At 49.0% G+C, this 26421-nt stretch carries 25 protein-coding genes; 17 read left to right on the forward strand and 8 right to left on the reverse strand.

Annotation, left to right across the window (positions count from 1 at the left end):
• The 10 genes from LDO05_RS08640 (at window position 1) to LDO05_RS08685 (ending at window position 9440) form a co-directional block, all read left to right on the forward strand.
• On the forward strand, window positions 1-498 hold the full coding sequence (locus tag LDO05_RS08640; RefSeq protein WP_251378426.1) for a cell wall elongation regulator TseB-like domain-containing protein: 498 nt from the start codon (window positions 1-3) through the stop codon (window positions 496-498).
• Between the two features lie 294 nt (window positions 499-792).
• Complete coding sequence (locus LDO05_RS08645) at window positions 793-1326, forward strand: hypothetical protein (protein WP_251378427.1); 534 nt, start codon at window positions 793-795, stop codon at window positions 1324-1326.
• The gene (locus LDO05_RS08650; RefSeq protein WP_251378428.1) at window positions 1319-2821 is read left to right on the forward strand and encodes an AAA family ATPase; all 1503 of its coding nucleotides are present in this window, start codon (window positions 1319-1321) and stop codon (window positions 2819-2821) included. The genes LDO05_RS08645 and LDO05_RS08650 overlap by 8 nt, the downstream gene beginning before the upstream one ends.
• A 139-nt stretch (window positions 2822-2960) precedes the next feature.
• Window positions 2961-3833, forward strand: coding sequence for a 3-hydroxyacyl-CoA dehydrogenase family protein (locus LDO05_RS08655; RefSeq protein WP_251378429.1), 873 nt, complete (start codon window positions 2961-2963; stop codon window positions 3831-3833).
• Window positions 3830-5047, forward strand: coding sequence for an acetate/propionate family kinase (locus LDO05_RS08660; RefSeq protein ID WP_251378430.1), 1218 nt, complete (start codon window positions 3830-3832; stop codon window positions 5045-5047). Before LDO05_RS08655 ends, LDO05_RS08660 begins: the two co-directional genes overlap by 4 nt.
• 26 nt (window positions 5048-5073) lie before the next feature.
• A complete protein-coding gene (gene asnS / locus LDO05_RS08665) occupies window positions 5074-6369 on the forward strand; it encodes an asparagine--tRNA ligase (protein ID WP_251378431.1) in 1296 nt (431 codons plus the stop codon).
• A gap of 47 nt (window positions 6370-6416) precedes the next feature.
• On the forward strand, window positions 6417-7115 hold the full coding sequence (locus tag LDO05_RS08670; RefSeq protein ID WP_251378432.1) for a DnaD domain-containing protein: 699 nt from the start codon (window positions 6417-6419) through the stop codon (window positions 7113-7115).
• A 171-nt stretch (window positions 7116-7286) separates the two neighbouring features.
• The gene (locus LDO05_RS08675; RefSeq protein ID WP_251378433.1) at window positions 7287-7868 is read left to right on the forward strand and encodes an RNA polymerase sigma factor; all 582 of its coding nucleotides are present in this window, start codon (window positions 7287-7289) and stop codon (window positions 7866-7868) included.
• The gene (locus tag LDO05_RS08680) at window positions 7865-8317 is read left to right on the forward strand and encodes an anti-sigma factor (protein ID WP_251378434.1); all 453 of its coding nucleotides are present in this window, start codon (window positions 7865-7867) and stop codon (window positions 8315-8317) included. The genes LDO05_RS08675 and LDO05_RS08680 overlap by 4 nt, the downstream gene beginning before the upstream one ends.
• Before the next feature lie 136 nt (window positions 8318-8453).
• A complete protein-coding gene (locus LDO05_RS08685; RefSeq protein ID WP_346657635.1) occupies window positions 8454-9440 on the forward strand; it encodes a hypothetical protein in 987 nt (328 codons plus the stop codon).
• A gap of 233 nt (window positions 9441-9673) precedes the next feature.
• On the opposite strand, the gene mtnB is transcribed toward LDO05_RS08685, so the two are convergent.
• From mtnB to LDO05_RS08720, 7 genes are all read right to left on the reverse strand, one after another.
• The gene (mtnB, locus tag LDO05_RS08690) at window positions 9674-10318 is read right to left on the reverse strand and encodes a methylthioribulose 1-phosphate dehydratase (protein ID WP_251378436.1); all 645 of its coding nucleotides are present in this window, start codon (window positions 10316-10318) and stop codon (window positions 9674-9676) included.
• The gene (locus tag LDO05_RS08695; RefSeq protein WP_251378437.1) at window positions 10315-10992 is read right to left on the reverse strand and encodes a 2-hydroxy-3-keto-5-methylthiopentenyl-1-phosphate phosphatase; all 678 of its coding nucleotides are present in this window, start codon (window positions 10990-10992) and stop codon (window positions 10315-10317) included. Before LDO05_RS08695 ends, mtnB begins: the two co-directional genes overlap by 4 nt.
• A complete protein-coding gene (locus LDO05_RS08700; RefSeq protein WP_251378438.1) occupies window positions 10989-12203 on the reverse strand; it encodes a 2,3-diketo-5-methylthiopentyl-1-phosphate enolase in 1215 nt (404 codons plus the stop codon). Before LDO05_RS08700 ends, LDO05_RS08695 begins: the two co-directional genes overlap by 4 nt.
• Window positions 12200-13078 carry a pyrroline-5-carboxylate reductase gene (gene proC / locus LDO05_RS08705; RefSeq protein ID WP_251378439.1) on the reverse strand — a complete coding sequence of 293 codons (879 nt, stop codon included), beginning with the start codon at window positions 13076-13078 and terminating at the stop codon, window positions 12200-12202. The genes LDO05_RS08700 and proC overlap by 4 nt, the downstream gene beginning before the upstream one ends.
• Window positions 13079-13094: 16 nt before the next feature.
• On the reverse strand, window positions 13095-14342 hold the full coding sequence (locus tag LDO05_RS08710) for a glutamate-5-semialdehyde dehydrogenase (protein ID WP_251378440.1): 1248 nt from the start codon (window positions 14340-14342) through the stop codon (window positions 13095-13097).
• A gap of 21 nt (window positions 14343-14363) precedes the next feature.
• A complete protein-coding gene (gene proB, locus LDO05_RS08715) occupies window positions 14364-15467 on the reverse strand; it encodes a glutamate 5-kinase (RefSeq protein ID WP_251378441.1) in 1104 nt (367 codons plus the stop codon).
• A 369-nt stretch (window positions 15468-15836) separates the two neighbouring features.
• A complete protein-coding gene (locus LDO05_RS08720; RefSeq protein ID WP_251378442.1) occupies window positions 15837-17027 on the reverse strand; it encodes a pyridoxal phosphate-dependent aminotransferase in 1191 nt (396 codons plus the stop codon).
• A gap of 174 nt (window positions 17028-17201) precedes the next feature.
• On the opposite strand from LDO05_RS08720, the gene LDO05_RS08725 reads away from it, so the two are divergent.
• Complete coding sequence (locus LDO05_RS08725) at window positions 17202-18023, forward strand: carbon-nitrogen family hydrolase (protein WP_251378443.1); 822 nt, start codon at window positions 17202-17204, stop codon at window positions 18021-18023.
• Window positions 18024-18075: 52 nt separating this feature from the next.
• Here LDO05_RS08725 and LDO05_RS08730 read toward each other — a convergent pair whose 3' ends face one another.
• Window positions 18076-18993, reverse strand: a complete 918-nt coding sequence (locus LDO05_RS08730; protein WP_251378444.1) for a LysR family transcriptional regulator — start codon at window positions 18991-18993, stop codon at window positions 18076-18078.
• 364 nt (window positions 18994-19357) lie between these two features.
• Here LDO05_RS08730 and leuC point away from each other — a divergent pair, with 364 nt between their 5' ends.
• The 6 genes from leuC (at window position 19358) to LDO05_RS08760 (ending at window position 26421) form a co-directional block, all read left to right on the forward strand.
• Window positions 19358-20782 (forward strand): 3-isopropylmalate dehydratase large subunit, encoded by a 1425-nt coding sequence (leuC, locus tag LDO05_RS08735; RefSeq protein ID WP_251378673.1) that lies wholly within the window; start codon window positions 19358-19360, stop codon window positions 20780-20782.
• Window positions 20783-20816: 34 nt separating this feature from the next.
• A complete protein-coding gene (leuD, locus tag LDO05_RS08740) occupies window positions 20817-21419 on the forward strand; it encodes a 3-isopropylmalate dehydratase small subunit (RefSeq protein ID WP_251378445.1) in 603 nt (200 codons plus the stop codon).
• A gap of 148 nt (window positions 21420-21567) precedes the next feature.
• Window positions 21568-22344, forward strand: coding sequence for an SMI1/KNR4 family protein (locus tag LDO05_RS08745; RefSeq protein WP_481857032.1), 777 nt, complete (start codon window positions 21568-21570; stop codon window positions 22342-22344).
• 229 nt (window positions 22345-22573) lie between these two features.
• Window positions 22574-24085: an N-acetylmuramoyl-L-alanine amidase family protein gene (locus LDO05_RS08750; protein WP_251378447.1), complete on the forward strand. Its 1512-nt coding sequence runs from the start codon at window positions 22574-22576 to the stop codon at window positions 24083-24085.
• A 29-nt stretch (window positions 24086-24114) separates the two neighbouring features.
• Entirely contained in the window at window positions 24115-24729 is a 615-nt protein-coding gene (locus LDO05_RS08755; RefSeq protein WP_251378448.1) for a GerMN domain-containing protein, read from the forward strand.
• A gap of 318 nt (window positions 24730-25047) precedes the next feature.
• Window positions 25048-26421, forward strand: a complete 1374-nt coding sequence (locus tag LDO05_RS08760) for an N-acetylmuramoyl-L-alanine amidase family protein (RefSeq protein ID WP_251378449.1) — start codon at window positions 25048-25050, stop codon at window positions 26419-26421.

The raw sequence follows: 26421 nt of genomic DNA on the forward strand, positions 1-26421 counted from the left end.
ATGAAGAGAAAAACAAAACGGATCCTGATATCCGTATTTACTGTCTTGCTGATCCTGTTCGGTATTCAGCGCTACTATGTGTATACCATGGAAGATTACTGGAATGAGAAGGACGCGGCGGTGATTGTAGCCAAGCAGCAGGCTAATCTGGCTTCGTTCACGCATGCCAGTAAATCTGTATGGGATACGGTATGCTGGGTTATTGAAGGGAAAAATGCAGCAGGAGAAGATATTGTAGTCTGGGTCGTGGACGGCAAGGTTGACCATCAGGAGCTGGCCAAGAACGGGGTTAGCCTGGAACAGGTTAAGAGCAGCATCAAGTCCCAGATGCCGGATATCTCCATTGTTCGTCTTGTTCCGGGTATCTTTGACCAAGGGACTGGGAAGCAATACGTATATCAATTGTTCTATAAAGAAGGCGATCACTACAACTACAAATTCTATCGGTTCACAGATGGACAGGCATTGCCTAATACTTATACATTACCGAATCGATAGGCTTTATTGCAGGTGTGCCTAAGCAAAAAGACCTTCCTAATTAAATAGGAAGGTCTTTTTTGAATTGCGAACAATTCTTGAACTTTGAAAGAATATATCAATAATTTCAATTATTTTCTAAAATAAGCTTAGAAAAAAGTATATATTCTATGATATACTATTGCTTGTACAAATGAATATAAAAGGGTACACAAAAAAACGGAGAAATCCGTTAATTTTTTCGAAAGCTGCAATTCTTATGTATCTTATGTATTAATTTTATTAATGTATTGATTTTATTAAGGGGGATATCCATTGAAACTACGTCTTGTACCATTAATTACTAGCGCTGTTATCTCCGCTACCCTTCTTTTTGGTGGGTGGTTCGCCTATAGTCAGTTTGGGGTTGAGGCCCCGCTCAAGAAATTGGTTACCAATTATGAAGGTGTGAAGAATGCTCAATTTGATATTAACCAGAAACAGGTGGACTTGAAACTCGATTTGGAGCCAAAAACAGATTTAAGAGGTTTGGTTAAGCAGTTGACGGTGGATGGCAAGTCAATTATCGGCACTCGCAAGTTAAGATTAACCGTGGTGGATCACTCCAACAAAGTGCTTGATCAGTGGTGGTCAAGAGCGCTATTTCCGGTAGCGGAAGCTATGGACAACAAGAAATATACCGAGATTCCAGTTACGCTTGAAAAGCTCAAAGAAGGTACACCAGGACTATCAGTGAATACAGTAATGGATAATCAGAACATTTATGTATCTCTGTCTGACGGTAAAGCCAGCAAGTTCATAATACTTCCGCGTGTGCCGGGTGAGATGGGGGTATGGAATAATGTCTAAGTTCATGAAAGAAATCGTTGTCGGGGTTGTCACGGTGCTGCTTGTGTTCCTTGCATATATCGGAGTTAATATTATTCCGATCGTGATTGGATTAGCTATGGTCGGTGCTCTCTTTGCGGTGGTTCAAATGAAAGGCGGAATTACCGTAGGTGCTTCCCAGGACCGCAAGCGGAAGAAGGCGGGTCCCGCTAAGCTGACTTTTGAAGAAATTGGTGGACAGGATAATGCGAAGCAGGAGCTTCGTGAGGCCCTTGATTTCATGGTCAGACATGAAGAAATTCAGAAATTCGGGATTCGTCCGCTAAAAGGTATCCTGCTGACCGGTCCTCCGGGAACCGGTAAAACCTTGATGGCTAAGGCTGCGGCTCATTATACCAAGTCCGTATTTGTGGCAGCCTCAGGTTCTGAGTTCGTGGAAATGTATGTAGGCGTGGGTGCAGGACGCATTCGGGAATTGTTCAAGGAAGCCCGTACACGTGCCGCACAGGAGAAGAAAGAGAACGCAATTATTTTCATAGATGAGATTGATGTAATCGGGGGCAAACGTGAAGGCGGCCAGCAAAGGGAGTACGATCAGACCCTGAACCAGCTTCTTACGGAAATGGACGGTATTTATAACTCGGACGCCCCTCGCATTCTGGTCATTGCAGCAACGAACCGCAAAGAGATGCTGGACAGTGCGCTGCTGCGCCCAGGACGCTTTGACCGTCATATCCAGGTTGAATTGCCTGATAAGAAAGGGCGCAAGCACATTCTTGAGCTGCATGCCAAGAATAAGCCGCTGAATGCGGACGTTAGCCTTGATAGGCTTGCCGAGGAGACCTATGGCTTCTCAGGAGCCCAGTTGGAGAGTGTCATGAATGAAGGAGCCATCTATGCCATGAGGGAGAACCTTCAGATCATTGACCAGCGTCACTTGTCTATGGGTGTGGACAAGGTTATGCTCGGTGAGAAGACAGACAGGGAGTCAACGGAGGAAGAGAAGCGCAGAGTAGCTGTGCATGAACTCGGACATGCTGTGCTGGCTGAGATTGTGGCTCCAGGCAGTGTGAATCAGGTTGCTCTAAGTCCTCGTGGGCAGGCCTTGGGATATGTGCGTCATAATCCACAGCAGGAGCAGTATTTATATACCAAATCATATCTTGAAGGACAGATAATGGTCGCTCTTGCAGGAGCTGCTGCCGAGGAGATCTATTATGGGGGCAGAAGTACGGGTTCCCGCAATGACTTTGAGCAGGCGCTCAAGCTTGTGCATACGATGATGACGTCAGGGCTCACCCGGCTTGGCATTGTCAATATGGATATGGTTACGAAGGAGGTTCTCATGAATGAGAACAGCCGGATCCTGGATGATCTTGCGGCACGCACCAAATCTGCTTTGATTGCGCACTCGGCGGTATTCGACAAATCTCTTGAAATTCTTATACATGAGGAACGTCTCTCCGGAGAACAATTTCGTTGTCAATTTCGTGACAGCGTTCTGTTACCAGCCTGATTTTATCAGGTTGGTAATTTTTTTTTACTTTTTATTCGTGCTAAGATATTATTAGATGTTGGGTATAAAAAGATGTATTATTCGACATCAGGGGTATAATAAGATGTAGGGATTAATACAAAGGATGGAGAGAGACACCATGTACTTTAAAAAAATAGGCGTTATCGGCGGCGGTACGATGGGCCAGGGCATTTGTGAAATGCTTGCAGCAAAAGGATTAGATGTTCTGCTCGTTGAGGAGAATTCAGACAAATTGAACCATGCATACAGCATGATAGAGACAAGCCTAGATAAACAGCTGGAGAAGTGGGCAATTACCCAGGCGGAGAAGAAGCTGATTCTGTCCCGCATTCAGAAAGTTACCCATTTCGCCGAACTCGGATCCTGCGATATGGTGATCGAGACAATCTCGGAAGATTTGAATGCAAAGAGAGAAGTCTTCACCCAGCTTGACCAGGTCTGCCCGAGCAATATCATACTTGCAAGTAATACTTCAACACTTAGCCTGACAGAGATTGCCGGAGGCACAATGTATCCGGAACGCGTCATCGGCATGCACTTCATTTATCCAGTATCCCGTATCGACCTGGTTGAAATTATTCGCGGCTTGAAGACCTCTGATAGTACTTTCGATAATACTAAACGTTTTGTTGAAGAAGTTGTAGAGAAACGCGGCATTATGGTATATGAATCACCTGGATTCGTGACCTCCCGTATCATCTGTATTCTTATTAACGAGGCACTGCATGTGCTTGGTGAAGGCGTTGCAACGGCTGAAGATATCGATGATTCCATGCGGGTCGGATATCAGTTCCAGTACGGACCGCTTGAGATGGCAGACCGCTTCGGACTTGACTCGGTTCTTGCCGCACTTGAGCGCATGTTCCGTGAGTTCGGCGAGCTTAAATACCGTCCTTCCTTTGTACTTAAGAAGATGGTCCGTGCCGGCAATCTGGGCGTGAAGACGGGCGAAGGCTTTTTCAAATACGACAAGGATGGTGACCGGATATGAAAGTTCTCGTCATAAATGCGGGCAGCTCTTCTCTAAAATATCAGCTGTACAATATGGAGGATGAGTCAGTTCTGGCGAAAGGGCTCGTTGAACGGATTGGTATGGATTCCTCTATCCTGACACACAAGCCTACTAATAAAGAAGAAGTTACCGAGGTAAGCGAGATTCTTGAGCACACTACCGCGATTCGTAAGGTGCTTGAGAAGTTGACAGACAAAGAGCATGGAGTCCTGGACTCCGTTGATGAGATTCAAGCTGTTGGGCACCGCGTCGTGCACGGCGGTGAGACATTTAAGGGATCCGCGCTTGTAACGAGTGAAGCAAAGGCAGAGATCCGGAGGCTGTTCGACTTGGCTCCGCTGCATAATCCGCCGGCTATTATGGGAATTAATGCGGCAGAGAAGAATATGCCGAATGTTCCGCAGGTTGTTGCGTTTGATACCGCCTTCCACCAGACGATGGAGGAGAAGGTGTTCCTGTATCCTATTCCTAGAGTGTTGTACAAGAAGCATCATGTCCGTAGATACGGAGCACATGGTACATCCCACGAATACGTAAGTAAGGCAGCTGCCGCGTATCTTGAGCGCCCAATCGAGGATCTTAAGATTATTACCTGCCACATCGGTAACGGTGCCAGTCTTACGGCGGTTAAAGGCGGGGTCTCTGTAGACACTTCCATGGGGCTAACTCCTCTTGAAGGACTGATGATGGGAACACGAAGCGGGGATCTGGATCCTGCTGTTGTCACTTTTGTCATGAACAAAGAGGAGCTCTCCATTAGTGAAGTGAATTCCATGCTTAACAAACACAGCGGACTGCTTGCAATCTCCGGTGTGAGCAGTGATATGCGTGACATTACTGACGGGATGGAGGCCGGAGAGGCCAATGCTACTCTCGCCTTCGAGATGTATGAGTATCGTCTGCGCAAGTATATCGGTGCCTATGCTGCAGCGATGAACGGGGTAGACGCAATCGTGTTCACGGCAGGTGTCGGAGAGAACTCCGTCGTTGTCCGCGAGAAGGTGTGCGAGAATCTGTCATACCTGGGCGTTGAGATTGATCCGGAGCTGAACAAGATCCGTTCAGGAGAGCCGCGCCGGATTTCGTCCGCTAATTCCAAAGTTGAGGTTCTAGTCGTGCCAACGAATGAGGAGCTTGTGATTGCACGGGATACGAACCGGATTGTTCAGGAAACCAAGCAAGCTAATAATTAATGCAGCAGTTAGAGGAGCGGGATAACATGGCGGTCAAGACAGTGATTCGTCAAGTCGGTAATCATGTAGGGGAGACAGTGACCCTGGGTGCTTGGGTGAACAACAAGCGCTCAAGCGGGAAGATCCAATTCCTGCAGCTTCGTGATGGTACTGGTTATATTCAAGGTGTGGTTGTTAAGAGTGAGGTGTCTGAAGAAATATGGGACAAGGCCAAGAGCCTGACCCAGGAGAGCTCACTCTATGTTGAAGGGGTAATCCGTGAAGAGCCCAGAAGCGCTTCGGGTTATGAGATGACGGTAACTGATATTGAGATCATCCATCTCACAGAGAATTATCCAATAACTCCTAAAGAGCACGGGGTTGATTTCTTGATGGATCACCGGCACCTGTGGCTTCGTTCTTCGAAGCAGCGTGCCATTATGGTCATCCGGGCCGAGATCATTCGCGCGATCCAGCAGTTCTTTGATCATAACGGGTTCACGTTGGTGGATCCGCCAATTTTGACGCCTACCTCCGCAGAGGGAACAACCAATTTGTTCCACACCAAATATTTTGATGAGGATGCTTATCTGACCCAAAGTGGTCAGCTCTATATGGAAGCTGCGGCTATGGCTCTTGGCAAGGTGTATTCCTTCGGACCAACCTTCCGTGCTGAGAAGTCCAAGACCCGCCGGCATCTGATTGAGTTCTGGATGATCGAACCCGAGATGGCGTTCACGGATCATGAGGAGAGCCTTCAGGTTCAGGAGAACTTTATTTCTTATGTAGTCCAGTCCGTGCTCAAGAACTGCAGGGCGGAGCTTGAAGCTGTTGGGCGGGATGTCTCCAAGCTGGAGAATATAAAGGCCCCGTTCCCGCGGATTACTTACGATGAAGCGATTGAGTTCCTTCATACTAAGGAATTTGATATTCCCTGGGGTGAGGATTTCGGTGCCCCACATGAGACGGCGATTGCCGAACGTTATGATAAGCCCGTCTTTATCACCCACTATCCAAAGGATATCAAAGCTTTCTATATGAAGCCGGATCCGAACCGTCCTGATGTGGTTCTCTGTGCCGACATGATTGCTCCTGAAGGATATGGTGAGATTATTGGCGGATCACAGCGGATTGATGACCCTGAACTGATGGAAGAACGCTTCAAGGAGCACCAACTCTCCACTGAGACCTATCAATGGTATCTGGATCTACGGAAGTATGGATCGGTTCCTCACTCAGGATTTGGTCTTGGGCTTGAGCGGACTGTGGCCTGGATATGCGGACTTGAGCATGTGCGTGAGACGATTCCATTCCCGCGTACCCTGTACCGTCTGTATCCTTAAGTAATAACAGCTATATGTTGTACCCGATTTGAAGAGGTGAACGTGTAATGGATTTGGGTGAGGGTTGGAAGCTTTGGGCGAATGGGATGGCCTTCGGATTGGAAAAGGGTGCAGCGAGCATCCCTTACGCTTTGCTGGCTTATTACCGGAAGCTCAAGCTTACCGATACAGAAGCAATGCTGCTGATTCAGCTGCTTGCTTTCAGACAGATAGAGCAATCGGATTTCCCCTCTATGGAAGAGATTGAGCGGAGAATGGGGGGGACACCCTCTGTGGTAGCCAGCGGAATCCGCAAGCTGATGAAGGATGGATGGCTGTCGATTGATGAAGTTACTGATTCAGCCGGGATACGCTCAGAACGTTACAATCTGACAGGCATGTACCACAAATTAAGTGTTTGTCTTGCTGAAGAAGCGGCTGCCGAACGGCAGAAGGATCGCTTCATGATGGACGAAGAGCCTGCTTCCACATCTGCTGAAGACGAGCAGCGCAATCTGTTCTTCGTCTTCGAGAAAGAATTCGCCCGTCCGCTTTCTCCGATGGAATGTGAGACCATTTCAGGCTGGCTGGATCAAGACGGGTATGTGGATGAACTGATCCGGCTTGCTTTGAAGGAAGCCGTGTTCGCTGGAAAAGTACACTTCCGATATATTGATCGGATTCTGCTGGAGTGGGGGCGGAATGGGGTCAAGACGGCCCAGGATGCCAAAGAGTATATGAAAAGATTCCGCGGAAATAACAAATAAGGTCCTATACTGGAGGTTGATCCATCAGCAGAGTCTGATCGGAGCAGCCTCTTTTTACATAGCAGAAGCATTCCTTGTCACAACTACTATAATTAATCATAGGAACATCTGAACTAAACTAATATAATCATGCAAAAAAATATGAAATTCATGCAGGGGTCAACTTCTCTCATGACGTCTATTAGTTGGAAGGAGGGGAGAGATATAGAAGAGGAACAACGGATCAGCCAGATCCTGCAAGGGAACCAGGAGGCGTTCAGACAGCTGGTGAATGACTACGGCCCTTATCTGTACCGGATGGCTTACTCGGTGCTGCATGATCAGAAGGAAGCGGAGGACACCGCGCAGGAGACGTTCATTCAGGTCTACAAGTCTCTCCCCGAGTATCGTTCTCAAGGCTTCAAGACATGGATCACGCGGATCTGCATCAACAAAGCAATTGACTGCAAGCGAAGGCGTATACGCCGCAGAGAAGATGAGTGGGAGAATGAAGAAGTACTACAGCATATTCCGGCCGCGGAGGGGGATGCGCTGGATAGCCTGGTAAGAAAGGAACGTATTCAGAGAGTGGCCAGCCGGATTCATGAGCTTCCGGATTCTCATAAAGAGATCGTAACAGCCTTTTACTTGAATGAGATGAGCTATGAGCAGATTGCCGCCGCACAGAGCATTGCGGTGAAGACGGTGGAATCCCGGCTCTATCGGGCAAGACACTGGATAAGGGAGCATTGGAAGGAGGAGGATTGGTCGTGACTGATGGCACGCAGCGGCAAGAAATGTGGAGACAGTACATACTTGGTGAATTAAGTCCCGGCAAGCGGGATGAGCTGGATCAATGGTTAGCTGAAGATGAGACCGCATTAGAAGAATATTTGGTTGTGTTCGAAAGTATGGAGCATCCCATTGGGGATTTGCCTGACATATATGCATTTACTGACCGGGTGATGAATGCCTTACCGGTAAATGATTCCTCAGTGAATCAGCCACTTCAGCTTCATCGTAAGTGGGCTTGGATTAAGCATCCAATCACGCATTATACGATAGCCGCGTCTATTACTCTGCTGCTTATAACCTCTGGATTCTTCGATCGGCTGGAGCAGAACGCTGATCATTTGTGGAGTGGAGATAACGGTTCTATCAGTGAGCAGTGGCTGAGCCGGACTACAAGCTGGCTGGATTCTTGGAATAGATCTGATAAGTGAAAGGATGAATGAAATGCCGGTAATACGTAATCGGGTAACGGCTTTTTTTATGAATTTTCTGCCCGGCCTTGGCCATTTATATTGGGGTAAAAAGATAAGATGTTTCTTCTATATGCTGTTCTTCTGCGGATTTTTGTTGGGAGGGTTCACACTAGCCCTGCTATCTAATCATGGTGAGCCATTTGTGTTCGGTATTGTCTGCGCGGCTTTGGTATGGGGAATCAGCATGTTTGACCTGTTCATTGTGCTGCTGAAGGATTACCCCAATCAGGGGTATAACTCAGGTTATCCAAGCCCTGAGAACAGCAGCCGACTTGATGCGGAACGCTTCTTCACCATTTTGCTCTCTTTCGTGCCTGGCCTGGGACACTTCTATATGGGGCTTATGCAGAGAGGGCTATCGTTTCTCGTTGCCTTCTTCGGAACAATTACAATGCTCGTCTTTCTCGCCGGGATTACTAACGATTCAGTTCTGGTCTTCCTGTGTGTACTGCCTGTAATCTGGTTGTACTGCATGTTCGATGCGGTGCAGTGCATTCACCGCAAATTATCGGGAGAAGTATTAACAGACCGGACTCTCTTCGGCGATTGGGAGATTAGCCGGGAGAGCGGGCGGAGAAGCAAGTTCTTAGCTACCTTGTTGTCTGTAATTCCTGGTGCCGGCCAGATGTATATGGGACTTCAAAAGCGGGGACTCCAGCTCATGGTCTTGTTCCTGGGAACATTCTATATCATTGATGTGATCCGGTTGTCCTTGTTCCTGCTCCTGCTTCCTTTGATCTGGTTTTACAGCTTCTTCGATGGACTCCAGATCGTCAGCAGATATGGAAGAGAGCCTTTGATTGACAAGCCTCTGATAGTGGCCCTCGGGAATCATAGGCGCTTGCTTGGAACCATCTTGCTGCTCTTGGGTATGTATTATATCAGTATGAATATGATTGTGCCCTGCCTGGCAGCTCATTTTCCGGAGCTCTGGATTGAGTATCGTGTTAATAAATATTTGAAGCCTTTCATTGTATCGGTTGTGTTGATTGGCGGGGGATTGAGGCTGCTTACAGGCAGTAAGCGTAAGGTTGCCAAGAATCATGTGGAGATTAGCAACTTTGATCATGACCGATTATAGAATCTTTGATTTGGCAGAAGTGCCTCAAGCCAGACTTTATACAAGTGTTAACTTGGGTTTGATATTATGGCAGGTGGGATAGGAACGTAAGAAGAGGAGACACAAGGTCCATGTCATTTGGTTAAGCTATATCAATGACATGGAGCGCTTGGTGCCTCCCCTTTTTTTGATTGAACTATAATTGAATCACAGACGGATATGATGACCAGTGAATGGATAAGTGTTCCGTGCTACTATTGACGGAGAGCTAAGCTCCGGTAAATATGCTCAAAAATAAACTCAAACGATTCCAAGTGGCGTTTGGCCTCAAACGCATTCGCTCCCCAAGCATAGATGCCATGATTGCGCAGCACGATTCCCGGGATATCCGGATTCAGTGCAGCTGGAATCAGCTCGGCAATCCGAGGTATCTCTGCATAGTTCGGAACGACAGGAATCTCAATACGGGCATTCTCTTCCCAGATTCCCAAGCCTTTAATCAGCTCAATTCCTTGAGCAGGAATTGCTCCTTTGTCGCCATAACCTTCACTAATGATGTTGTTGTAGATGGTATGTACGTGGAAGATCGCACCGCAACCGGTAAGGCGGTAGATCTCGGCATGGATGAGGGTCTCCGCACTAGGCTTTAAGCTGGTAGCTTCGCAGGGACGGCCTTGCTGATCCACGAACAGGAAGTCCTCGGGTGTATGGACGGATTTGTCTTTGCCGCTTGAAGTTACGGCGAAATGAAAGGTATCGGTTGAGAATTCACCTACGCGAATCGACAGATTACCGCTAGTGCCAGGGAACCAGCCGCGGGCAGCGAACTGTTCCTTCACCTTACGGAGCTCATCAAGAGCTCCAAGCTTCTCCTCGAGGGGGATATTAGTGAAACTCATCGTCTATATTCGCCTTCTCTCTTCTTGAAATCCTCAGTAATCTCTACAAATGTCTCAAAAGGGATGTGAGGTACACCGAGCTCTATACACTTCTCCGTCAGATGAGACCGGGAATAGATCCGGTCCGCCAGCTTCGCTGCTTCGAAGTCCGTTAAGCTGTCGCCGATCAGAATTCGTTCGTAGCGGTCAGCAGGGAACCTGCGCATAACCGTAGTCTTGCACATCCCGCAATCATTACTGCAATGTTCGTCACAGAGGTGCGGCCAGGTAATCTTGATATGGGATCCTGTGAAATCGGAACCGTTACAGTAGATATGGTCAGAAGGGATGTCAAAGGGCGCAAGAAGTGGCTGTACAAAAAAGTCAATGCCTCCGCTTGTGACATAGAAGGGGATGTCCCTGCTCCTCAGATAACCCAGGAATTCACGAAAACCTTCCCGTATACCAGCCTGGTTGAGCACGAACTCAAGAATCTCTTCACGTCTGTCAGAAGGGAGCAGCGCGAACATGGCACCGACGCCCTCATGGATCGACAGCTCTCCGGCAACCGTCCGCTCCATGATCGGTTCGTAGCCCTCAGGCTTGAAATGCTTCATAATCGCTACAATATTGTCGCTGTTCGTGATGGTTCCGTCGAAATCACAGAAGACGACGGGCTCTAAGTTAGAACTCATTTCTTGCCTCCCCAAATGTTGAGAGCTCCTTGAAGCTCGGGATTGGTCGTGGCTGCCTCTTCCAGAGATATGCCCTTCAGACTAGCATCGATGGCTTGGAGGAACGCTTGTCCGCCGGCAGCGGCGCCGCCCGGGTGACCATGGATGCCTCCACCGGCATTAACAACGACATCATTGCCGAAATCAGCAAGCAGTTGAGGTACAAGACCTGGATGAATACCCGCGGAAGGAACAGGGAAGCTGGTCTTCTGCGGTAGATCAATCCGTACAAGCTCATGGCGGATCGCCAGATTCTCTTCCCTTGGCATCACGACGGAACCATAAGGGGAAGGGAAGAGCACCAGATCCGCACCTGCCGTACGCATCAGCTTGCCAAGCAGCAGTGAAGCAGAAATCCCGTACTGGGGTGATGGATAGAGCGCTCCTGCGAGAGAAGGATGGGCAGCAATAGGAATCCGGATATCCGGGTCACCGCTCAGTTCCTGAAGAACATCCAGTCCGTAAGCAAGCGGGCTGAACAGCAGGGCAGTCGCCCCGGCGTTCATAGCTTTGAGGGCCTGGCTTCGGAGCTGCGAAGTGGGTCCGGTCAAATTCACCGCGTACAGCAGCTTCTTGCCTGTCGTCCGCTCTGCTTCTTCTGCAGCTTTCCTGCATACCTCGGCTCTTCGTTCGATCGGGGTAAGCGGGTTCTCGAACAGAATTTCATCGTCCTTAATCAAGTCTACGCCGCCCAGCGCCTGAGCCAGGAACTGTTCCTTCAGCCCTTCAAGATCATATCCAACCACAGATTTGAAAATGCTCATCAGAAGGGGCCGTTCAGGTGCAGCAAGAAGGCTGCGAATGCCCGGAATCCCGAATTTGGGACCAGGGAAGCCTGTAAGGAAGTCATCCGAGAAGCCCAGATCCAGAAGTTTAATCTGCCCATCCATAGAGATTTTGCCAAATGCCGTGATCAGCAAGGCTGGAAGGTCTCTGGTAAAGTTGATGTCCGGGTAAGCAATCGTCACGTCGGCATACCGTTCAGATTCTTTGGAACTTTCATGCTCCTCAATGTGAACGACATGGCCAAGGTGCTTCCGCATGCTCTCCTGCTTGAGCTGTGGAAGCTCTGTCCAGCTGCCGACTGTCATGCCTACGGCGATGGATTCTGCTTTGCGGCGGAAGTCTGCTTTGGCGTCATGAATTCTGTAAGTGGCCGTGCAATAGCTCATGATAGTGCCTCCTCTACAGCTGCACCCATCTCGCGGGAACGTTCTGCACAGCGACGTACAGCTGCTTTGACCGTCTCGGTGAAGCCGGCGCCTTCAAACACCTCAAGAGCAGCCTGAGTGGAGCCATTAGGTGAGGTGATGGCTTTGCGAAGACTGGCGGGGTCTTCACCTGTCTGTATCATCATGTTCGCAGCACCAAGAACAGTCTGCACAGTAAGCTCGCGAGCTTGCTCCGCACTTAATCCGCCTTCAATGCCTCCAGCGATCATCGCTTCCATCATGTAGTAGATGTAAGCTGGTCCGCTGCCGGATATTCCGGTTAGAATGTCCATTTGTTCTTCTGGGATTACGCTAACAAGGCCGACTGCCTTGAAGATCGAGAGGACCTGCTGGCTGTGCTCCTCAGATACCTCACTCGAGAAGGCGATGCCGGTTGCTCCAAGTCCTATGGAGCTTGAGGTGTTGGGCATGGTACGTGCAACGGGCTGTGTACGGCCGAGCAGAGCATGAATCGTATTGATCGATAGACCTGCAATGACAGAAATGATAAGCTGGTCGTCGCGAAGGAGGGGGCCAAGCGCCTTAAGCGCTTCGCCGGCATCCTTAGGCTTCATGGCAAGCACCAGAATAGAGGCTTCCTGCAGAAGCTTCTCCTTTGTCTGGGCGTCTGAGGCAGCCCGTACCCCATAAGTATTGTGCAGGAATTCAATCCGCTCCTGACTGCTGCGGTTGATCATGGAGATTTGGTCAGGCTTGGCGACAGCTGTATTGATAAGACCGCGGACAATTGCCTCGGCCATGGATCCCGCGCCATAGAAGCAGATGTTCAACTGATCTGTAATGGACCCGGATGACGGGTTGGATCGATCGGACATGGTAGTCTCTCCTCCTTTATTGACGAATTTGGCCGCTGCCTTGAATAGTGTATTTACTCGAAGTGAGGGCTGGAAGTCCCATTGGGCCCCGTGCATGAAGCTTCTGGGTACTGATGCCGATTTCTGCTCCGAATCCGAACTCGAATCCGTCGGTGAAGCGGGTGGAGGCATTATGATAGACTGCGGCCGCATCAATCTCGTTCAAGAACCGGACCGTATTCTCTTCATTAGCAGTGACGATACACTCAGAATGCTTGGTGCCATACTTTGAGATGTGCGCCAGAGCCTCGTCGAGGTGGGACACCACTTTGATATTGAGAATGTAATCATTATATTCAGTAGCATAATCCTGTTCAGCAGCTTCTTTGGCCCATGGTACCAGCTGAAGGGTTAACGGACATCCGCGAAGCTCTACTTTGGCTTCCTTGAAGGCTTCCGCCAGATCCATTAAATGAGCCGCCGCGAATGATTCGTGAACCAGCAAGGTCTCCATAGCGTTGCAGACAGATGGGCGCTGCACTTTGGCATTCAGCGAGATTTCCTTGGCCATCTGCGGATCGGCTGAAGCGTCCAGATAGGTATGACAGATTCCTGCGCCAGTCTCGATTACGGGTACCGTTGCATTTTGAACTACATTCTGAATCAATGAGGCTCCTCCGCGCGGAATGACAACATCCAGAAGACCATTCAGCTTAAGCATCTCATCAACAGAAGCCCGGCTTGCATCTTCAATTAGCTGAACTGCATTAGGCGGGATTGCTGTGCCGGACAACGCGGTATGAATCAGCTCAATGATCTTGCGGTTCGAGGAGAGGGCAGCTGAGCCGCCGCGAAGCACTACGGAATTTCCAGTCTTGAGGCATAGACCCACCGCATCAACCGTAACATTAGGACGGGCCTCATAGATGATTCCAATGACACCAAGGGGAACACGCTTCTTCACAATATGGAGACCGTTAGGGCGGTCAATCGTCTCCAGAGTCTCGCCAACCGGATCGGGGAGATGAACAATCTGCCGTAATCCCTCGGCAATACCGGAGATCCGTTCATTGTCCAGGGCGAGCCGGTCAAGCAGCGATTCAGGCGTTCCATTCTCCCGGCCTCGCTTAAGGTCCTCTTGGTTAGCTTCGATGATCTCAGATGCCCCTTTGACAAGAGCTTCCGCTACGGCAAGGAGAGCTTCGTTCTTCTGCTCTGTCGTTAATTGACTCAAGATCAAGGATCCAGAACCGGCCAGTTCTGCTTTGTTTCTCACTTCACTCATCGTAATTGCCTCCTTAAATTATTATTTCAGTGAAATCCACTCATCGCGGTGAATCACTTCCAACCTGTGGATTCCATCCATCTTCTTCATGACTTCCTGGCTCGGTAGTCCGAGCACATCAAGCAATTGGGCTTCATCATAATTCACAATCCCGCGACCAAGTATTTCCCGCTTCTCATTCATAACTTCTACGACATCACCGGTACGAAAATTCCCCTCGGCTGCACGTATACCTACAGGAAGCAGACTGCGGCCGCCATAGATTAGAGCTGTCTCCGCACCTTCATCCACAATAAGCGTGCCGAGAGGTGTTGAGAGGAAGCCCAGCCACTGCTTCTTCATGGGCAGGGAGCTTAGCCTGGTGTCGAAATAAGTTCCGCGGCCGTGTCCCTGTACAGCGCGCTGCAGTTCGCCCGGAAGACCGCCCTTGCCGATAAAGACAGGTACGCCTCCCCGTGTGGCAATCTTCGCTGCATCAATCTTCGAACGCATCCCGCCAGTTCCAACTTTGGAACCCGAGCCTCCTGCAATAGAGTAGAGTTCATCCGTGAATTCGCTCACTCTCTCAATCCGGGTAGCCGCCGGGTCGATCCGGGGATCCTTCGTATACAGTCCTTCGGTATCCGTCAGAATGATGAGGTGATCGGCCTTCAGAAGGTTAGCCACAAGTGCGGAGAGTGTGTCATTGTCCCCGAACTTCAGCTCATCGATCGAGACGGTGTCGTTCTCATTAATAATGGGCAGGACGCCCTGCTTAAGCAGTTCCTCGACAGCCATACTGGCATTGCCCATCCGCTTGCGGTTCAGGAAGTCCGTACGTGTCAGGAGTACCTGCGCAGCCGGAATTCCATGCACCTGAAAGGCTTCACGGTACGACTGCATCAGCAAAGCTTGACCTACCGCCGCCGCGGCCTGCTTCTCATGCAGCAGCCTCGGTCTTTCGGCATAACCAATCTCGCGAAACCCGGCCGCGACAGCCCCCGAGGTGACAAGCAGCACTTGATAACCGGCTTCCCGGAGCCCGGAGAGCTCGGCCGCGAAGAATTGCACCGCCTCCCGGTTAAGTCCGCCTTCGGGTGAGGTGAGCGAGCTGCTGCCTATTTTGACAACGACGCGTTGATGCATGACATTCACTCCTACAATAAATTAGTTCGACTTGTGATTATAATCCTGGTCGGTCGTGTGCTCCATATAAACAAAAAAACTCCCGCCTTTGCATCGCAAAGGACGAAAGTTCTGACTTCCGCGGTACCACCTTTATTGATGAACAGGGTTCATCCAACTTACAGCCTGTTAACAGGGGCAGCTGTCCGGCTTGATTAAGCCAGCCGTTCAGGGATAGGATTCCGAAGGGCGGACGGTAAATTCTCACAGCCATTAGGAATTTACTCTCTGGAATACGCCGCGTGTCTTCGTACTGGTCCCGTCATCACGTTTCATTAATATATCGATAGAATAACATGGGAAAAGTGGCTTTGCAAAGGGTGAGTCTGTTCAGAACAGTGAGAGTCTGCCAATGCGGTGTACCGCTTCGCGCAGACGGTCCTCGCTGCTAAGCAGTCCTACCCGGACAAATCCTTCTCCGTGCTTCCCGAACCCGATCCCGGGCGCTACGGCTACTTTGGCCTGCTCAAGTATGAGCTGCGCGAAGCGGGCAGAGTCATAACCTTCCGGTACAGGAAGCCATGCGAAGAACGAGCCTCCCGGCTTGCGTGCCTTCCAGCCGATCTCATCCAGCGCACCGAACAGGGCGTTTCGTCTCGATTCATACACTGCTACAAGATCAGCGACACTCTGCTGACTGGAGGTCAGCGCCACCTGGGCTGCCTCTTGAACAGCTCCGAACAAGCTGACATAGATATGGTCCTGAAGCTGATTAATAAGCGAGATAATGTTCTCATTACCCACGGCAAAAGCGACACGCCAGCCTGCCATGTTGTAAGTTTTGGAGAGGGTGTAATATTCAATCCCCACTTCCTTGGCACCAGGAGCTTCCAGAAAGCTGACGGGGCGATGTCCATCAAACCCAATCGCACCATAGGCAAAGTCGCTCGCAACAACAATATTGTTCTCGGCCGCAAAGTTCACGGTATCCTCATAAAAGGACAGCGGAGCCGTTGCCGAGGTTGGATTATTAGGATAGTTCAGGAACATCAGCTTCGCCCGTGCCTTGTCTACAGCCGATACCGCTTCGTAGTCCGGCAGGAAGTTGTTCTCCTCACGCAGGGGAAGGAAGGACATTTCGGCTCCAGCCAGTGCCACTCCAGACCAGTAATCCGGGTAACCCGGATCAGGCACCAGACACAGGTCTCCGGGGTTGAGCAGAATCTGGCTGATCTGAACGAGTCCAGTCTTGCCTCCAAAGAGAATAGCAACCTCTTTCTCAGGATCAAGGGTAACTCCGTAATCCTCAAGATAACGCTGCGCCGCAGCTTCCTTCAGGAATGAGTATCCAGTGAAGGGGGAGTACTTATGATAAAGCGGGTTCGATACCGCTTCCTTAGCTGCTTGAACTATATGTTCAGGGGTGGGCCGGTCGGGATTGCCCTGTCCCAGATTAATAACATCATGACCTGCCGAAATCTCCCGGTTCACGTTGTGCACCAGAGTGGCGAAGAACTGCTTGGGCAGACGGCCCATGACATCCGCCGCTTGTATGTTTAGGGAAGGCTTGGGTTGTTTCATGTGATACACACTCCGATCAAGGTCCAGTAATGAATTTGCCTGCTTGGCTATAGTCCATCTAATTTATCACGATTTAACCAAGCTGTATAGAATGAATTAGAGGCGGGGAGATTGCTTTTCGAGCTGCTCAAGGGATATGATTATATCTAGTTGCAAGGAAGGGAGTAGAGATTTATGTCCGCAGAACAAACCCATTCTACTCAGAGTAAGTGGAATATTGCGTTGATCCAGTCCGATATTGTCCTTGGCGAACCCAAGCTGAATGCCTTTAGATTGAAGCAGCTGATGGAGCAGTCTCTCCAAGCTGAGCTCAAGCCGGATGTTATCGTTCTTCCTGAGATGTGGAACACCGGTTACGCTCTAACAGAAATCCATGAGTTGGCTGATCTGCAGGGGCTGGAGACCAGAGCCTGGCTGTCGGATTTCGCGCGGGAGTACGGCGTTCATGTCGTCGGCGGCTCTGTCGCCCAGAAGACGGAAGGAAATGTGCGGAATACGACGTATATTTTTAACAGGCAGGGAGAACTTGCGGGTGAGTATTCCAAGATTCACTTGTTCCGGCTGATGGAGGAAGAGAAGCATTTAACAGCGGGAGACCGGAGGGTAACTTTTGAGATTGATGGAACCACCGCCGCAAGCTCGATCTGTTATGATATCCGGTTCCCCGAGCTTGCAAGGTCGCTGGCACTTAACGGAGCCAAAGCGCTCTTCGTACCGGCAGAGTGGCCGCATCCAAGAATCCATCACTGGCGTACACTGCTCACCGCAAGAGCTATAGAGAATCAAATGTTCGTCATCGCCTGCAACCGGGTCGGCGTTAGCGGGAAGGATTCCTTCTTCGGTCATTCCATGATTATTGATCCTTGGGGTGAGATTATCGCCGAGGGTGGAGAAGGGGAAGAGATTGTTACTGGACAGATCGATCTGTCTGTTGTGGATGAGGTTCGCAAGCGGATTCCTATATTTGAGGATCGCCGTCCTGAACTCTATATCTAGATCACACGGCAACCATATACATCGTACTTCGAACAGAATGACTCCGAGGGCTCTAGAGCTCCGGAGTCATTCTGTGTTCCAGCACACCTTTGAACGTGTCGATAAAAGCTTCCGCGGCTTTTGATAAATAACGGCCCTTGCGGTAGGCAATGACAAGGGTACGGCTGGGGATCGGATTCTCAATCGGTATGTATACCGGAATGAGTTCACTCCGCTTCGCCCGGGCGATAAAGCGGGGAACAAAGGTAATGCCCATCCCTGCCGCGACAAGTGATTGAATGGTCTCTATATTATTGCTCTCAAACACTACCCCAGGCTCAAATCCTGCCTTCCGGCACATTTCAATGGTCAAAGTCCGCAGCCCCTGGCCTTTCTTGAGAACGATAAAGGATTCATCTCTCAGCAGCTTCATCTGCTCGGCGCTGTTCAGAACCGGTAAGGCGGCCAGAGGGTGATTGGGCGGAACCGCAAGGTCGATGCGCTCTTCTCCGATGGGTTCATAAGTTAACGAGCCCTCGGTCAGGGGAAGAGATAGCAGACTAAGATCTGTACCTCCGCCAGCAGTCAGCTTCTCAAGATTCAGGGAAGTATCCTCGAGTAACGAAATCTGAATCTCGGGGTAAGCTTCCTTGAAAGCAGGAAGCACATAAGGCAGCAGGTGTGAGCCGGTAATCGGCATGCTTCCAACAACGACACGGCCTTTGCGCAGCTGGGAGATATCATCCATCTCCTGGCGAAGCTGCTCGACAGCGTCCACAATTTTGCGGGCATGGGTGATAAAGCTCTCTCCCGCATGAGTAAGCTCGACCGTGCTTGTATTCCTCTGGAACAGCAGCACGCCAAGCTCCTTCTCCAGCTTGGACAGCTGCTGGCTAAGGGATGGCTGGGCAATATGGAGCTTATCCGCAGCCCTTGAAAAGTTGCGTTCTTCGGCGATTTGAAGCGTGTACTGCAGCTGTCTGAATTCCATCGTTATAACCTCTCATTCGCGTACATTTATAAGTAAATCCTATTAACATTATATACTTAGATAGGCTGGGAACGAAACTAATGGATAAATAAGAGTCAGGCAGGAACCTGCATTTAGATGAAGCGGGCCGCGAAAATGGCAGATGCCGAAGCGGCCCTGTGTAGCATTTGGGGGTTTAAGCTAAATATGCTATTTCTCAAATGGTCAACTTATAGGCCAAACCTATCACAATTATAGAAATCATATCTTGGAACAATTAGTTGACAAATGTTATAGTAAATCTAACGAACGAAGTGGTAGTCTTTATAGGATGAGCCGCTTCGTCAACAAGTTCGCTATTATTGCTAATTTAGAGGTGATTATGATGAGTCAGAAGAAAACGATGTATGAGAAAATTTGGGAAAATCATGTTATTCATCAGGAAGAAGGCAAGCCAAGCATTCTGTATATTGACCTTCACCTTGTTCATGAGGTTACGTCTCCGCAAGCATTTGAAGGGCTTCGTCTAAGCGGACGCAAGGTGCGCAGACCCGAGCTTACTTTCGCTACTATGGACCATAACGTTCCTACCAAGGACCGGTATAATATTACAGATCCAATCTCTAAGCAGCAGATTGACACGCTCTCCCAGAACTGCCGTGACTTCGGAGTTACCTTGTTCGACCTTGATACGATTGATCAGGGCGTTGTACACGTTATGGGGCCGGAACTGGGTCTTACTCATCCGGGCAAAACGATTGTATGCGGCGACAGCCATACTTCCACGCACGGGGCGTTCGGTGCCCTCGCATTCGGTATCGGTACAAGTGAAGTTGAACACGTTATGGCTACTCAGTGTCTGCAGCAGGCTAAAGCGAAGACGCTTGAAGTGCGCTTCGTTGGCAAGCGCAACCCGGGCGTAACTGCAAAGGACCTTATCCTTGGAGTCATTGCCAAATACGGAACTGACTTTGCTACTGGATATGTCATCGAGTATACAGGTGAAGCGATCCGTGAATTGTCCATGGAAGAGCGCATGACCGTCTGCAACATGTCCATCGAAGGTGGAGCAAGAGCAGGTCTGATTGCTCCGGATGAGACTACATTTGAATACCTGCGTGGTCGTCAGTATGTGCCGCAAGGGGCTGCTTTTGATGAGGCGGTTGCCCGCTGGAGAGAGCTTGCTACGGATGAAGGCGCTCAGTATGACCGTGTTGTTGAATTCGATGTGGATTCTCTTATCCCGCAAGTAACCTGGGGAACAAGTCCGGGAATGGGTACCAACATTAGCGCAGCAGTGCCGAACCCGGCAGACTTCGAGTCAGAGAACGAACGTAAAGCGGCTGAGAAAGCCCTTGAATATATGGGACTTACCCCAGGCACTCCAATGTCTGAGATCGAAATTGATTATGTGTTCATCGGTTCATGTACAAATGGACGTATTGAAGATCTTCGCGCCGCAGCAGCAGTCGCTAAAGGTCATAAAGTGTCCGATAAAGTGACGGCAATTGTTGTGCCTGGTTCCGGCCGTGTTAAGATTCAGGCGGAAGAGGAAGGGCTGGACAAGATCTTCACTGAGGCTGGATTTGAATGGCGTGAAGCAGGATGCAGTATGTGTCTCGCGATGAACCCTGACGTTCTGCAGCCGGGACAACGCTGTGCCTCAACTTCCAACCGTAACTTTGAAGGCCGTCAAGGACGCGGAGGACGTACTCATCTGGTCTCCCCGGCTATGGCAGCGGCAGCGGCAGTTGAAGGACGCTTTGTAGATGTTCGTGATTGGAACTTCAAGACTGAAGTTGTCAGCTAAGATCGGGTAGCTAAATAGAGGGGAGACAATAACCATGCAAGCATTTACTAAACTTAACGGTATCGTGGGTCCTGTAGACCGTGTCAATGTAGATACCGATGCTATTATTCCTAAACAATTCCTTAAGCGTATTGAGCGCACGGGATTCGGACAATTCCTTTTCTTCGAATGGCGTTTTGATGAAGAAGGCAATGTGAATCCTAACTTTGAACTGAACAAGCCTCGTTATGAGGGAGCTTCCGTTCTTATCTCCCGCGTTAACTTTGGCTGCGGCTCCTCCCGTGAGCATGCGCCTTGGGCGATTATGGACTATGGCTTCCGCTGTGTAATCGCACCTTCATTTGCAGATATTTTCTACAATAACTGCTTCAAGAACGGAATTCTGCCTATTGTCCTCTCCGAGGAGCAGGTTGAAGATTTGTTCCAGCGTACAGCAGCTCATGAGGGCTACAAGCTGAATGTTGATCTTGAGAACAAGACGATTACGGATGAGTACGGTCTTGTAATTAACTTCGACCTCGACGAGCACCGCCGCCAGTTCCTGCTTCAAGGATTGGATGATATCGGGCTTACGCTTAAGCATGAGGACGAGATTTCTGCCTACGAAGAGAAGAACGCTGCCCGCTTATTCGCTTAATTTTTGTTATAATCCGGAACGAGTCTGATTTCAGACTATGGGATTGCACCTCTTGGTATAGACTTTGGACACCCTTTGGGTACAGCCAATGATATACAAGGGGTGCATTTTTTATGGCGGGATAAGGATACGAAGGGTGGTGGGTTATTTGAGTAGTAATTATCAAGAGATCGATGAGGTACTGGAGAAAATGCAAGCCGCTGTAAGGAGAACAAGAGAGCAGGATCCGGCCTTTTACGCCAAATATCCAATGCAGCTGTACACTGTGGCTGAGGATGAGGATCTACAAAGGGTCGCCGCTCAGTGGACGCTGCCTGATGAATACTTATACTTCCTGAAGCATTTTGTGCCCCAGGCGGTCTCCTGGAACACGGATGACTATATCAATCTAGATATTTATGGCGCCATAGACTTGACCCAGGGTCAATCTGGCTACAGCTTTAATCCAGTTAAAGAGGAGTTCATAACAGATTGGCCGACTGATTATCTGGTCATCGCATCTGATGAAGGCGATCCTTATTGTCTCGACCTGTCGAGAGGGGACACGGCTATTTATACGGCTCCGCATGGGGCGGGAACCTGGGATTTCCAGATAGCCTATGATAATCTGGCTGAATTTCTGAACAGCGTCCTGCTTCCCCGCAGTATGGAAGATGAGGAATCGGAGAATGACGTAGGCGGAACGTATGACTATTATAAAGTGTTCATTTGCGGACCCGGTGCCGACAGGGTGAAAACCCTTGTGTTCATCAAAAAGACGTTCTCTTGTGATTATACACAAGCGAAGACTTATCTGGAGGAAGTACCTCTTCTCGTATTTAAGGGCATTGAGAGCAGCGCTGCTCATATTGAAGATCAGCTAAAGAGCATCGGCGCAGATTATACAAAACAACAAATCAGTGTGGATGAATTTTTGCAACGCTGAGCAATAATGTTCTTTTTCACATGCGCATATTACAAATCTGTTTCTATTTCAACTCTATCAAATGCAATTTTTTCCTGATAAAATGGTACTAATTCGCAGCAATTAAGAGAAAGTAGCGACTAAATTGTCGCAATATGCCAGCTTTATTGTCCATGTATCCCGTTGTTCTCAGGTGAAGATACCTGAACGTCTTTGCACACAATTTTGATTAGGATGGTAGGGGAGAAGGATGAAGAAACTTGGATGGTTAGCATTTCTAATTTTTTTCTTATTGGCATTACCTGGCCAGGGACACGCGGCACCGGGCGAAACGCACATTAAGCTGGACGGAAGAGAGATCAAGCTGGCTAAGGGCAGTCAGGTTCAGGAGATTTCAGGAAATGTATTGGTGCCGATTCGTGTTGTTGTGGAAGAATTGGGCTATAGCGTGAATTGGGACAACAAATCCAAGAAAGTGACCATTGAGCAGGGAAGCCGGGTATTGAATTTAACGGTGGATAAGAGAACGGCATATGTTAATGGAGATAAGATTGTTATGTCTACTCCTCCTATACAAAAAGGAAATGTGACCTACGTTCCTCTGCGATTTGTATCCGAACAGACCGGACTCAAGGTGCTTTGGGATAATAAGCTGAAGACCGCTTTTCTTACCACGCCTGATTACCAGAGCGGGGGCGGCAGTGGTTCTAACGGTGGTTCCGGATCTGGAAATGAAAGCGTTAACCCAGGTCAAGTCCCTGTACCGGGCGGGTCTTCTGGAAATGGAACTACTAATGGGAGCAATGGAAATGCAGCAGGCGGATCTATTGGTGAGACTCAGCCAACGCAACTTTCCTCCATTAACGGGATAAGCTTTAGTGACAACAGGTTAATTGTGGCCATGGATGGGAAAGCGGCCACCAAAGTATCCAAGCTGAGCAATCCGGACCGGCTTGTACTGGATATCATCAACGCAAAGTTCTCGGATTCCTTCTTGAGCAGCCAGCCACTGGACAAATCCAATCAAGGGAGTCTTCAAGTTACTGATTATCCAGATGTTAAGCAGATCAGGTACTCGCAATTCAGCAATAATCCACCCACTATACGTCTTGTTCTAGATTTGAACTATACGAAAGACTATCAGCTGTTGAACGCTGGTGACGGGCTGGTTATCGTGGATCTGAACACAAACTCATCCAATCCGGTAACTTTACCGGGAGGGAATGGCAAGAAGCTGGTGGTGATTGACGCAGGCCACGGCGGCAGTGATCCGGGCGCCATCAGCATCACGGGCAAGAACGAGAAGACACTTACCCTGGCTGTCGTCCTGAAGGTTCAAGAACTGCTGAAAAATGTGCAGGGAATTGATTTTGTGCTTACACGAAGCGGGGATACTTATCCGTCACTAAGTGACCGGGTGAAGATGGCGAATGATTTGAAAGCAGACCTCTTCATCTCGGTACATGGCAATAGTGCAGTATCGTCTGCGACTGGAACAGAGACGTATTATACCAAGCCGGACAGTGTCGAGCTGGCCAATGTCATGCATAAATATCTGGTTGAAGCAACGGGGCTTCCCGACCGGAAAGTCAGACAGAAGAGTCTTAAAGTGACCAGGGAGACAAATATGCCGGCTGTCCTGCTCGAGATTGGATACCTAAGTAATAAGAATGATGAGCCTCTGTTGTACGATGATGCGTTTCAAGACCGGGTTGCTGAGGGTATTGTAGCAGGTATCAAAGAATATCTTGGCCAGCAGTAGACAAGGGGCCGGTAACAGGGGGAATGAGCATGAAGACAAAGAGTATGATTACAGGGCTGCTGCTCCTGCTTACATTAGTTAGTGCGGGATGCGCGCAGAAGCCACAATCTGCTCCTCCAGACAACGGGCAGACTAGTGCACCAGGAGTAACAAGGGTGAGTCAAGAGAAGGTGACTACTCCGGACACTTCACCCGACAGCACAATAGCAGCGGCTTCACCAGGCGAAACAGCGGAGCAAACTAAGGAAGCAGGCACCAAGCTAACGATTAGCTCTTATTACACGGATAGCGATATGCTGGAACTGAAAGAAGAGTCTAAGGACATTTTTTACAAGGACGGACAGGATAAATATGAGAAGGCCTTCAAGGCTCTGCAAGACAGTGGAAGTGACAAGCTGTTCGCGCTGTGGCAGAAGGTAGAATTAAAGTCCCTTGAAATCAAGAACGGAGAAGTGACCCTTGATATTCATTTGCCTGATGAAGCAAGACTGGGTGCAGGCGGGGAAGTCCTGGCCATAGAGGCATTGAAAAAGACCTTTTTCCAATTCGAAGAGGTCAAGTCAATCGAACTACTGGTTGACGGCAGCAAGGTAGATACCTTGATGGGACATGAAGAGTTGGAGCATCCAATGACCAGATCATGATCCATATAGCCTAATCAAGAATCCGCTATGGCGGGTTCTTTTTTTTGTGGAAGCAGTATCCAAATTATACAAATAAATTTATCTGTTCAGAGGTTTGGTTAGGTCGAATCTGGAGCTAAATATAGGTTGTTCTAATGAAAATGATAGGAATGACGATAATAGAAGTAGGGTGATGAGCTGGGAAATATGTCAGGAAAGTTGGCATTTTTCGCAACTTTTAAGAGTAACTCGCGTCTAATAGTCGTTCAGGTGATGTCGAAGGATAGCACAATGTGCAGAAATCATCTTGAACAAAAACAAGAATGGTAGGGGTGAAGGATGAAGAAATTAGGTTTTTTTGCATTTTTGTTCGTCTTTTTATTGGCTTTTCCCGGATTGGGGAGTGCGGCTGAAGCAAGCACGCATATCTATCTTGACGGGAAAGAATTGAAACTGACCTCTAATAATCAGGTTCAAGAAGTCAAAGGCAGTGTGATGATTCCGATTCGTGTCGTCATGGAGGAGCTTGGTTTTAAAGTCAACTGGGAGAATAAGACAGGCACGGTAACCATAAAGAATACGGATACCTCGATTAAATTGGTTGTAGGCAGCAAGACAGCTACAGTTAATGGGACGACTGCAATCGTTCCGGTAGCTCCTTACCTTAAAGGTGACACTTCCATGATTCCTCTGCGTTTCATTAGTGAGCAGATGGGCATGAAGGTCAACTGGGATCATACAACGAAATCTGTATACCTTATTACCCCAAGCAGTAATGAAGGAAACACTTCCCAGCCAGATGGAATTGCAACGATTAGTGGAATCAGCTTCAGTGATAACCGCCTTATTGTGGCAACAAGCGGGAAAGTGAAACCAAATGTGTTCAAGATGACAGGACCGGACCGGATTGTCGTTGATGTGCCAAATACACGCTTTGATGATCTTTTCCCATCCGGAATCCTGGATAACAAGCAGAACGGGTCCATTCAGGTCAATGGATATCCTGACGTTTCACAGGTGCGCTTTTCTCTATTCAGCAATAATCCTTCGACAGTGCGCATTGTAATTGACCTGAATTATGCCAAAAATTATGAATTGGTAAATGCCGGAGATGGCTTATTTATCATTGATTTGAACAAAGGTTCCTCTACGCCGGTAACCCCACCAGGGACAAGCGGGAAGAAGCTTGTGGTTCTTGATGCGGGTCACGGCGGAACAGACCCGGGCGCGATTAGCGTCAAAGGCCGCAAGGAAAAAGACTTCAATCTGGCCATTGTTCTTAAAGTGGAAGCGCTTCTTAAGAACAACAAGAATATTGATCTTGTCCTTACGCGAAGCGGTGATACTTATCCTTCTCTATCAGAACGTGTTAAGATCGCGGAAAAGCTAAAGGCAGACATATTTATCTCGGTACACGCGAATGCGGGACCAGCTGCGGCCAGCGGGGTTGAGACCTACTACACGCGCAACTCCAGTCTGGAATTGGCTAAAGTGATGCATAAGTATCTGGTTAAAGCTTCTGGAATTACCGACCGCAAGGTTCGCTACGCAAGTCTTCATGTAACACGCGAGACGACAATGCCGGCAGTTCTGCTGGAATGCGGATACCTCAGTAATGCGAAAGACGAGGCTCTTCTCTATACAGAGGCATTCCAAGACAGAGTGGCTGAAGGCATAGCGTCAGGTATTAAGGAATATCTGAAAGTTCAATAG

This window comes from Paenibacillus sp. YPG26 (assembly GCF_023704175.1).
Classification (GTDB): domain Bacteria; phylum Bacillota; class Bacilli; order Paenibacillales; family Paenibacillaceae; genus Fontibacillus.

Bases quoted from the DNA above. Each gene is read 5' to 3' on its own strand.
- LDO05_RS08640 (WP_251378426.1), top strand. From the start codon at position 1: ATGAAGAGAAAAACAAAACGGATCCTGATATCCGTATTTACTGTCTTG.
- proB (WP_251378441.1), bottom strand. From the start codon at position 15,467: ATGCATCAACGCGTCGTTGTCAAAATAGGCAGCAGCTCGCTCACCTCA.
- LDO05_RS08655 (WP_251378429.1), top strand. From the start codon at position 2,961: ATGTACTTTAAAAAAATAGGCGTTATCGGCGGCGGTACGATGGGCCAG.
- LDO05_RS08675 (WP_251378433.1), top strand. From the start codon at position 7,287: ATGACGTCTATTAGTTGGAAGGAGGGGAGAGATATAGAAGAGGAACAA.
- proC (WP_251378439.1), bottom strand. From the start codon at position 13,078: ATGTCCGATCGATCCAACCCGTCATCCGGGTCCATTACAGATCAGTTG.
- asnS (WP_251378431.1), top strand. From the start codon at position 5,074: ATGGCGGTCAAGACAGTGATTCGTCAAGTCGGTAATCATGTAGGGGAG.
- LDO05_RS08695 (WP_251378437.1), bottom strand. From the start codon at position 10,992: ATGAGTTCTAACTTAGAGCCCGTCGTCTTCTGTGATTTCGACGGAACC.
- LDO05_RS08710 (WP_251378440.1), bottom strand. From the start codon at position 14,342: ATGAGTGAAGTGAGAAACAAAGCAGAACTGGCCGGTTCTGGATCCTTG.
- LDO05_RS08760 (WP_251378449.1), top strand. From the start codon at position 25,048: ATGAAGAAATTAGGTTTTTTTGCATTTTTGTTCGTCTTTTTATTGGCT.
- LDO05_RS08730 (WP_251378444.1), bottom strand. From the start codon at position 18,993: ATGGAATTCAGACAGCTGCAGTACACGCTTCAAATCGCCGAAGAACGC.
- LDO05_RS08650 (WP_251378428.1), top strand. From the start codon at position 1,319: ATGTCTAAGTTCATGAAAGAAATCGTTGTCGGGGTTGTCACGGTGCTG.
- LDO05_RS08720 (WP_251378442.1), bottom strand. From the start codon at position 17,027: ATGAAACAACCCAAGCCTTCCCTAAACATACAAGCGGCGGATGTCATG.
- LDO05_RS08725 (WP_251378443.1), top strand. From the start codon at position 17,202: ATGTCCGCAGAACAAACCCATTCTACTCAGAGTAAGTGGAATATTGCG.
- leuC (WP_251378673.1), top strand. From the start codon at position 19,358: ATGAGTCAGAAGAAAACGATGTATGAGAAAATTTGGGAAAATCATGTT.
- leuD (WP_251378445.1), top strand. From the start codon at position 20,817: ATGCAAGCATTTACTAAACTTAACGGTATCGTGGGTCCTGTAGACCGT.
- LDO05_RS08700 (WP_251378438.1), bottom strand. From the start codon at position 12,203: ATGAGCTATTGCACGGCCACTTACAGAATTCATGACGCCAAAGCAGAC.
- LDO05_RS08660 (WP_251378430.1), top strand. From the start codon at position 3,830: ATGAAAGTTCTCGTCATAAATGCGGGCAGCTCTTCTCTAAAATATCAG.
- LDO05_RS08755 (WP_251378448.1), top strand. From the start codon at position 24,115: ATGAAGACAAAGAGTATGATTACAGGGCTGCTGCTCCTGCTTACATTA.
- mtnB (WP_251378436.1), bottom strand. From the start codon at position 10,318: ATGAGTTTCACTAATATCCCCCTCGAGGAGAAGCTTGGAGCTCTTGAT.
- LDO05_RS08750 (WP_251378447.1), top strand. From the start codon at position 22,574: ATGAAGAAACTTGGATGGTTAGCATTTCTAATTTTTTTCTTATTGGCA.
- LDO05_RS08670 (WP_251378432.1), top strand. From the start codon at position 6,417: ATGGATTTGGGTGAGGGTTGGAAGCTTTGGGCGAATGGGATGGCCTTC.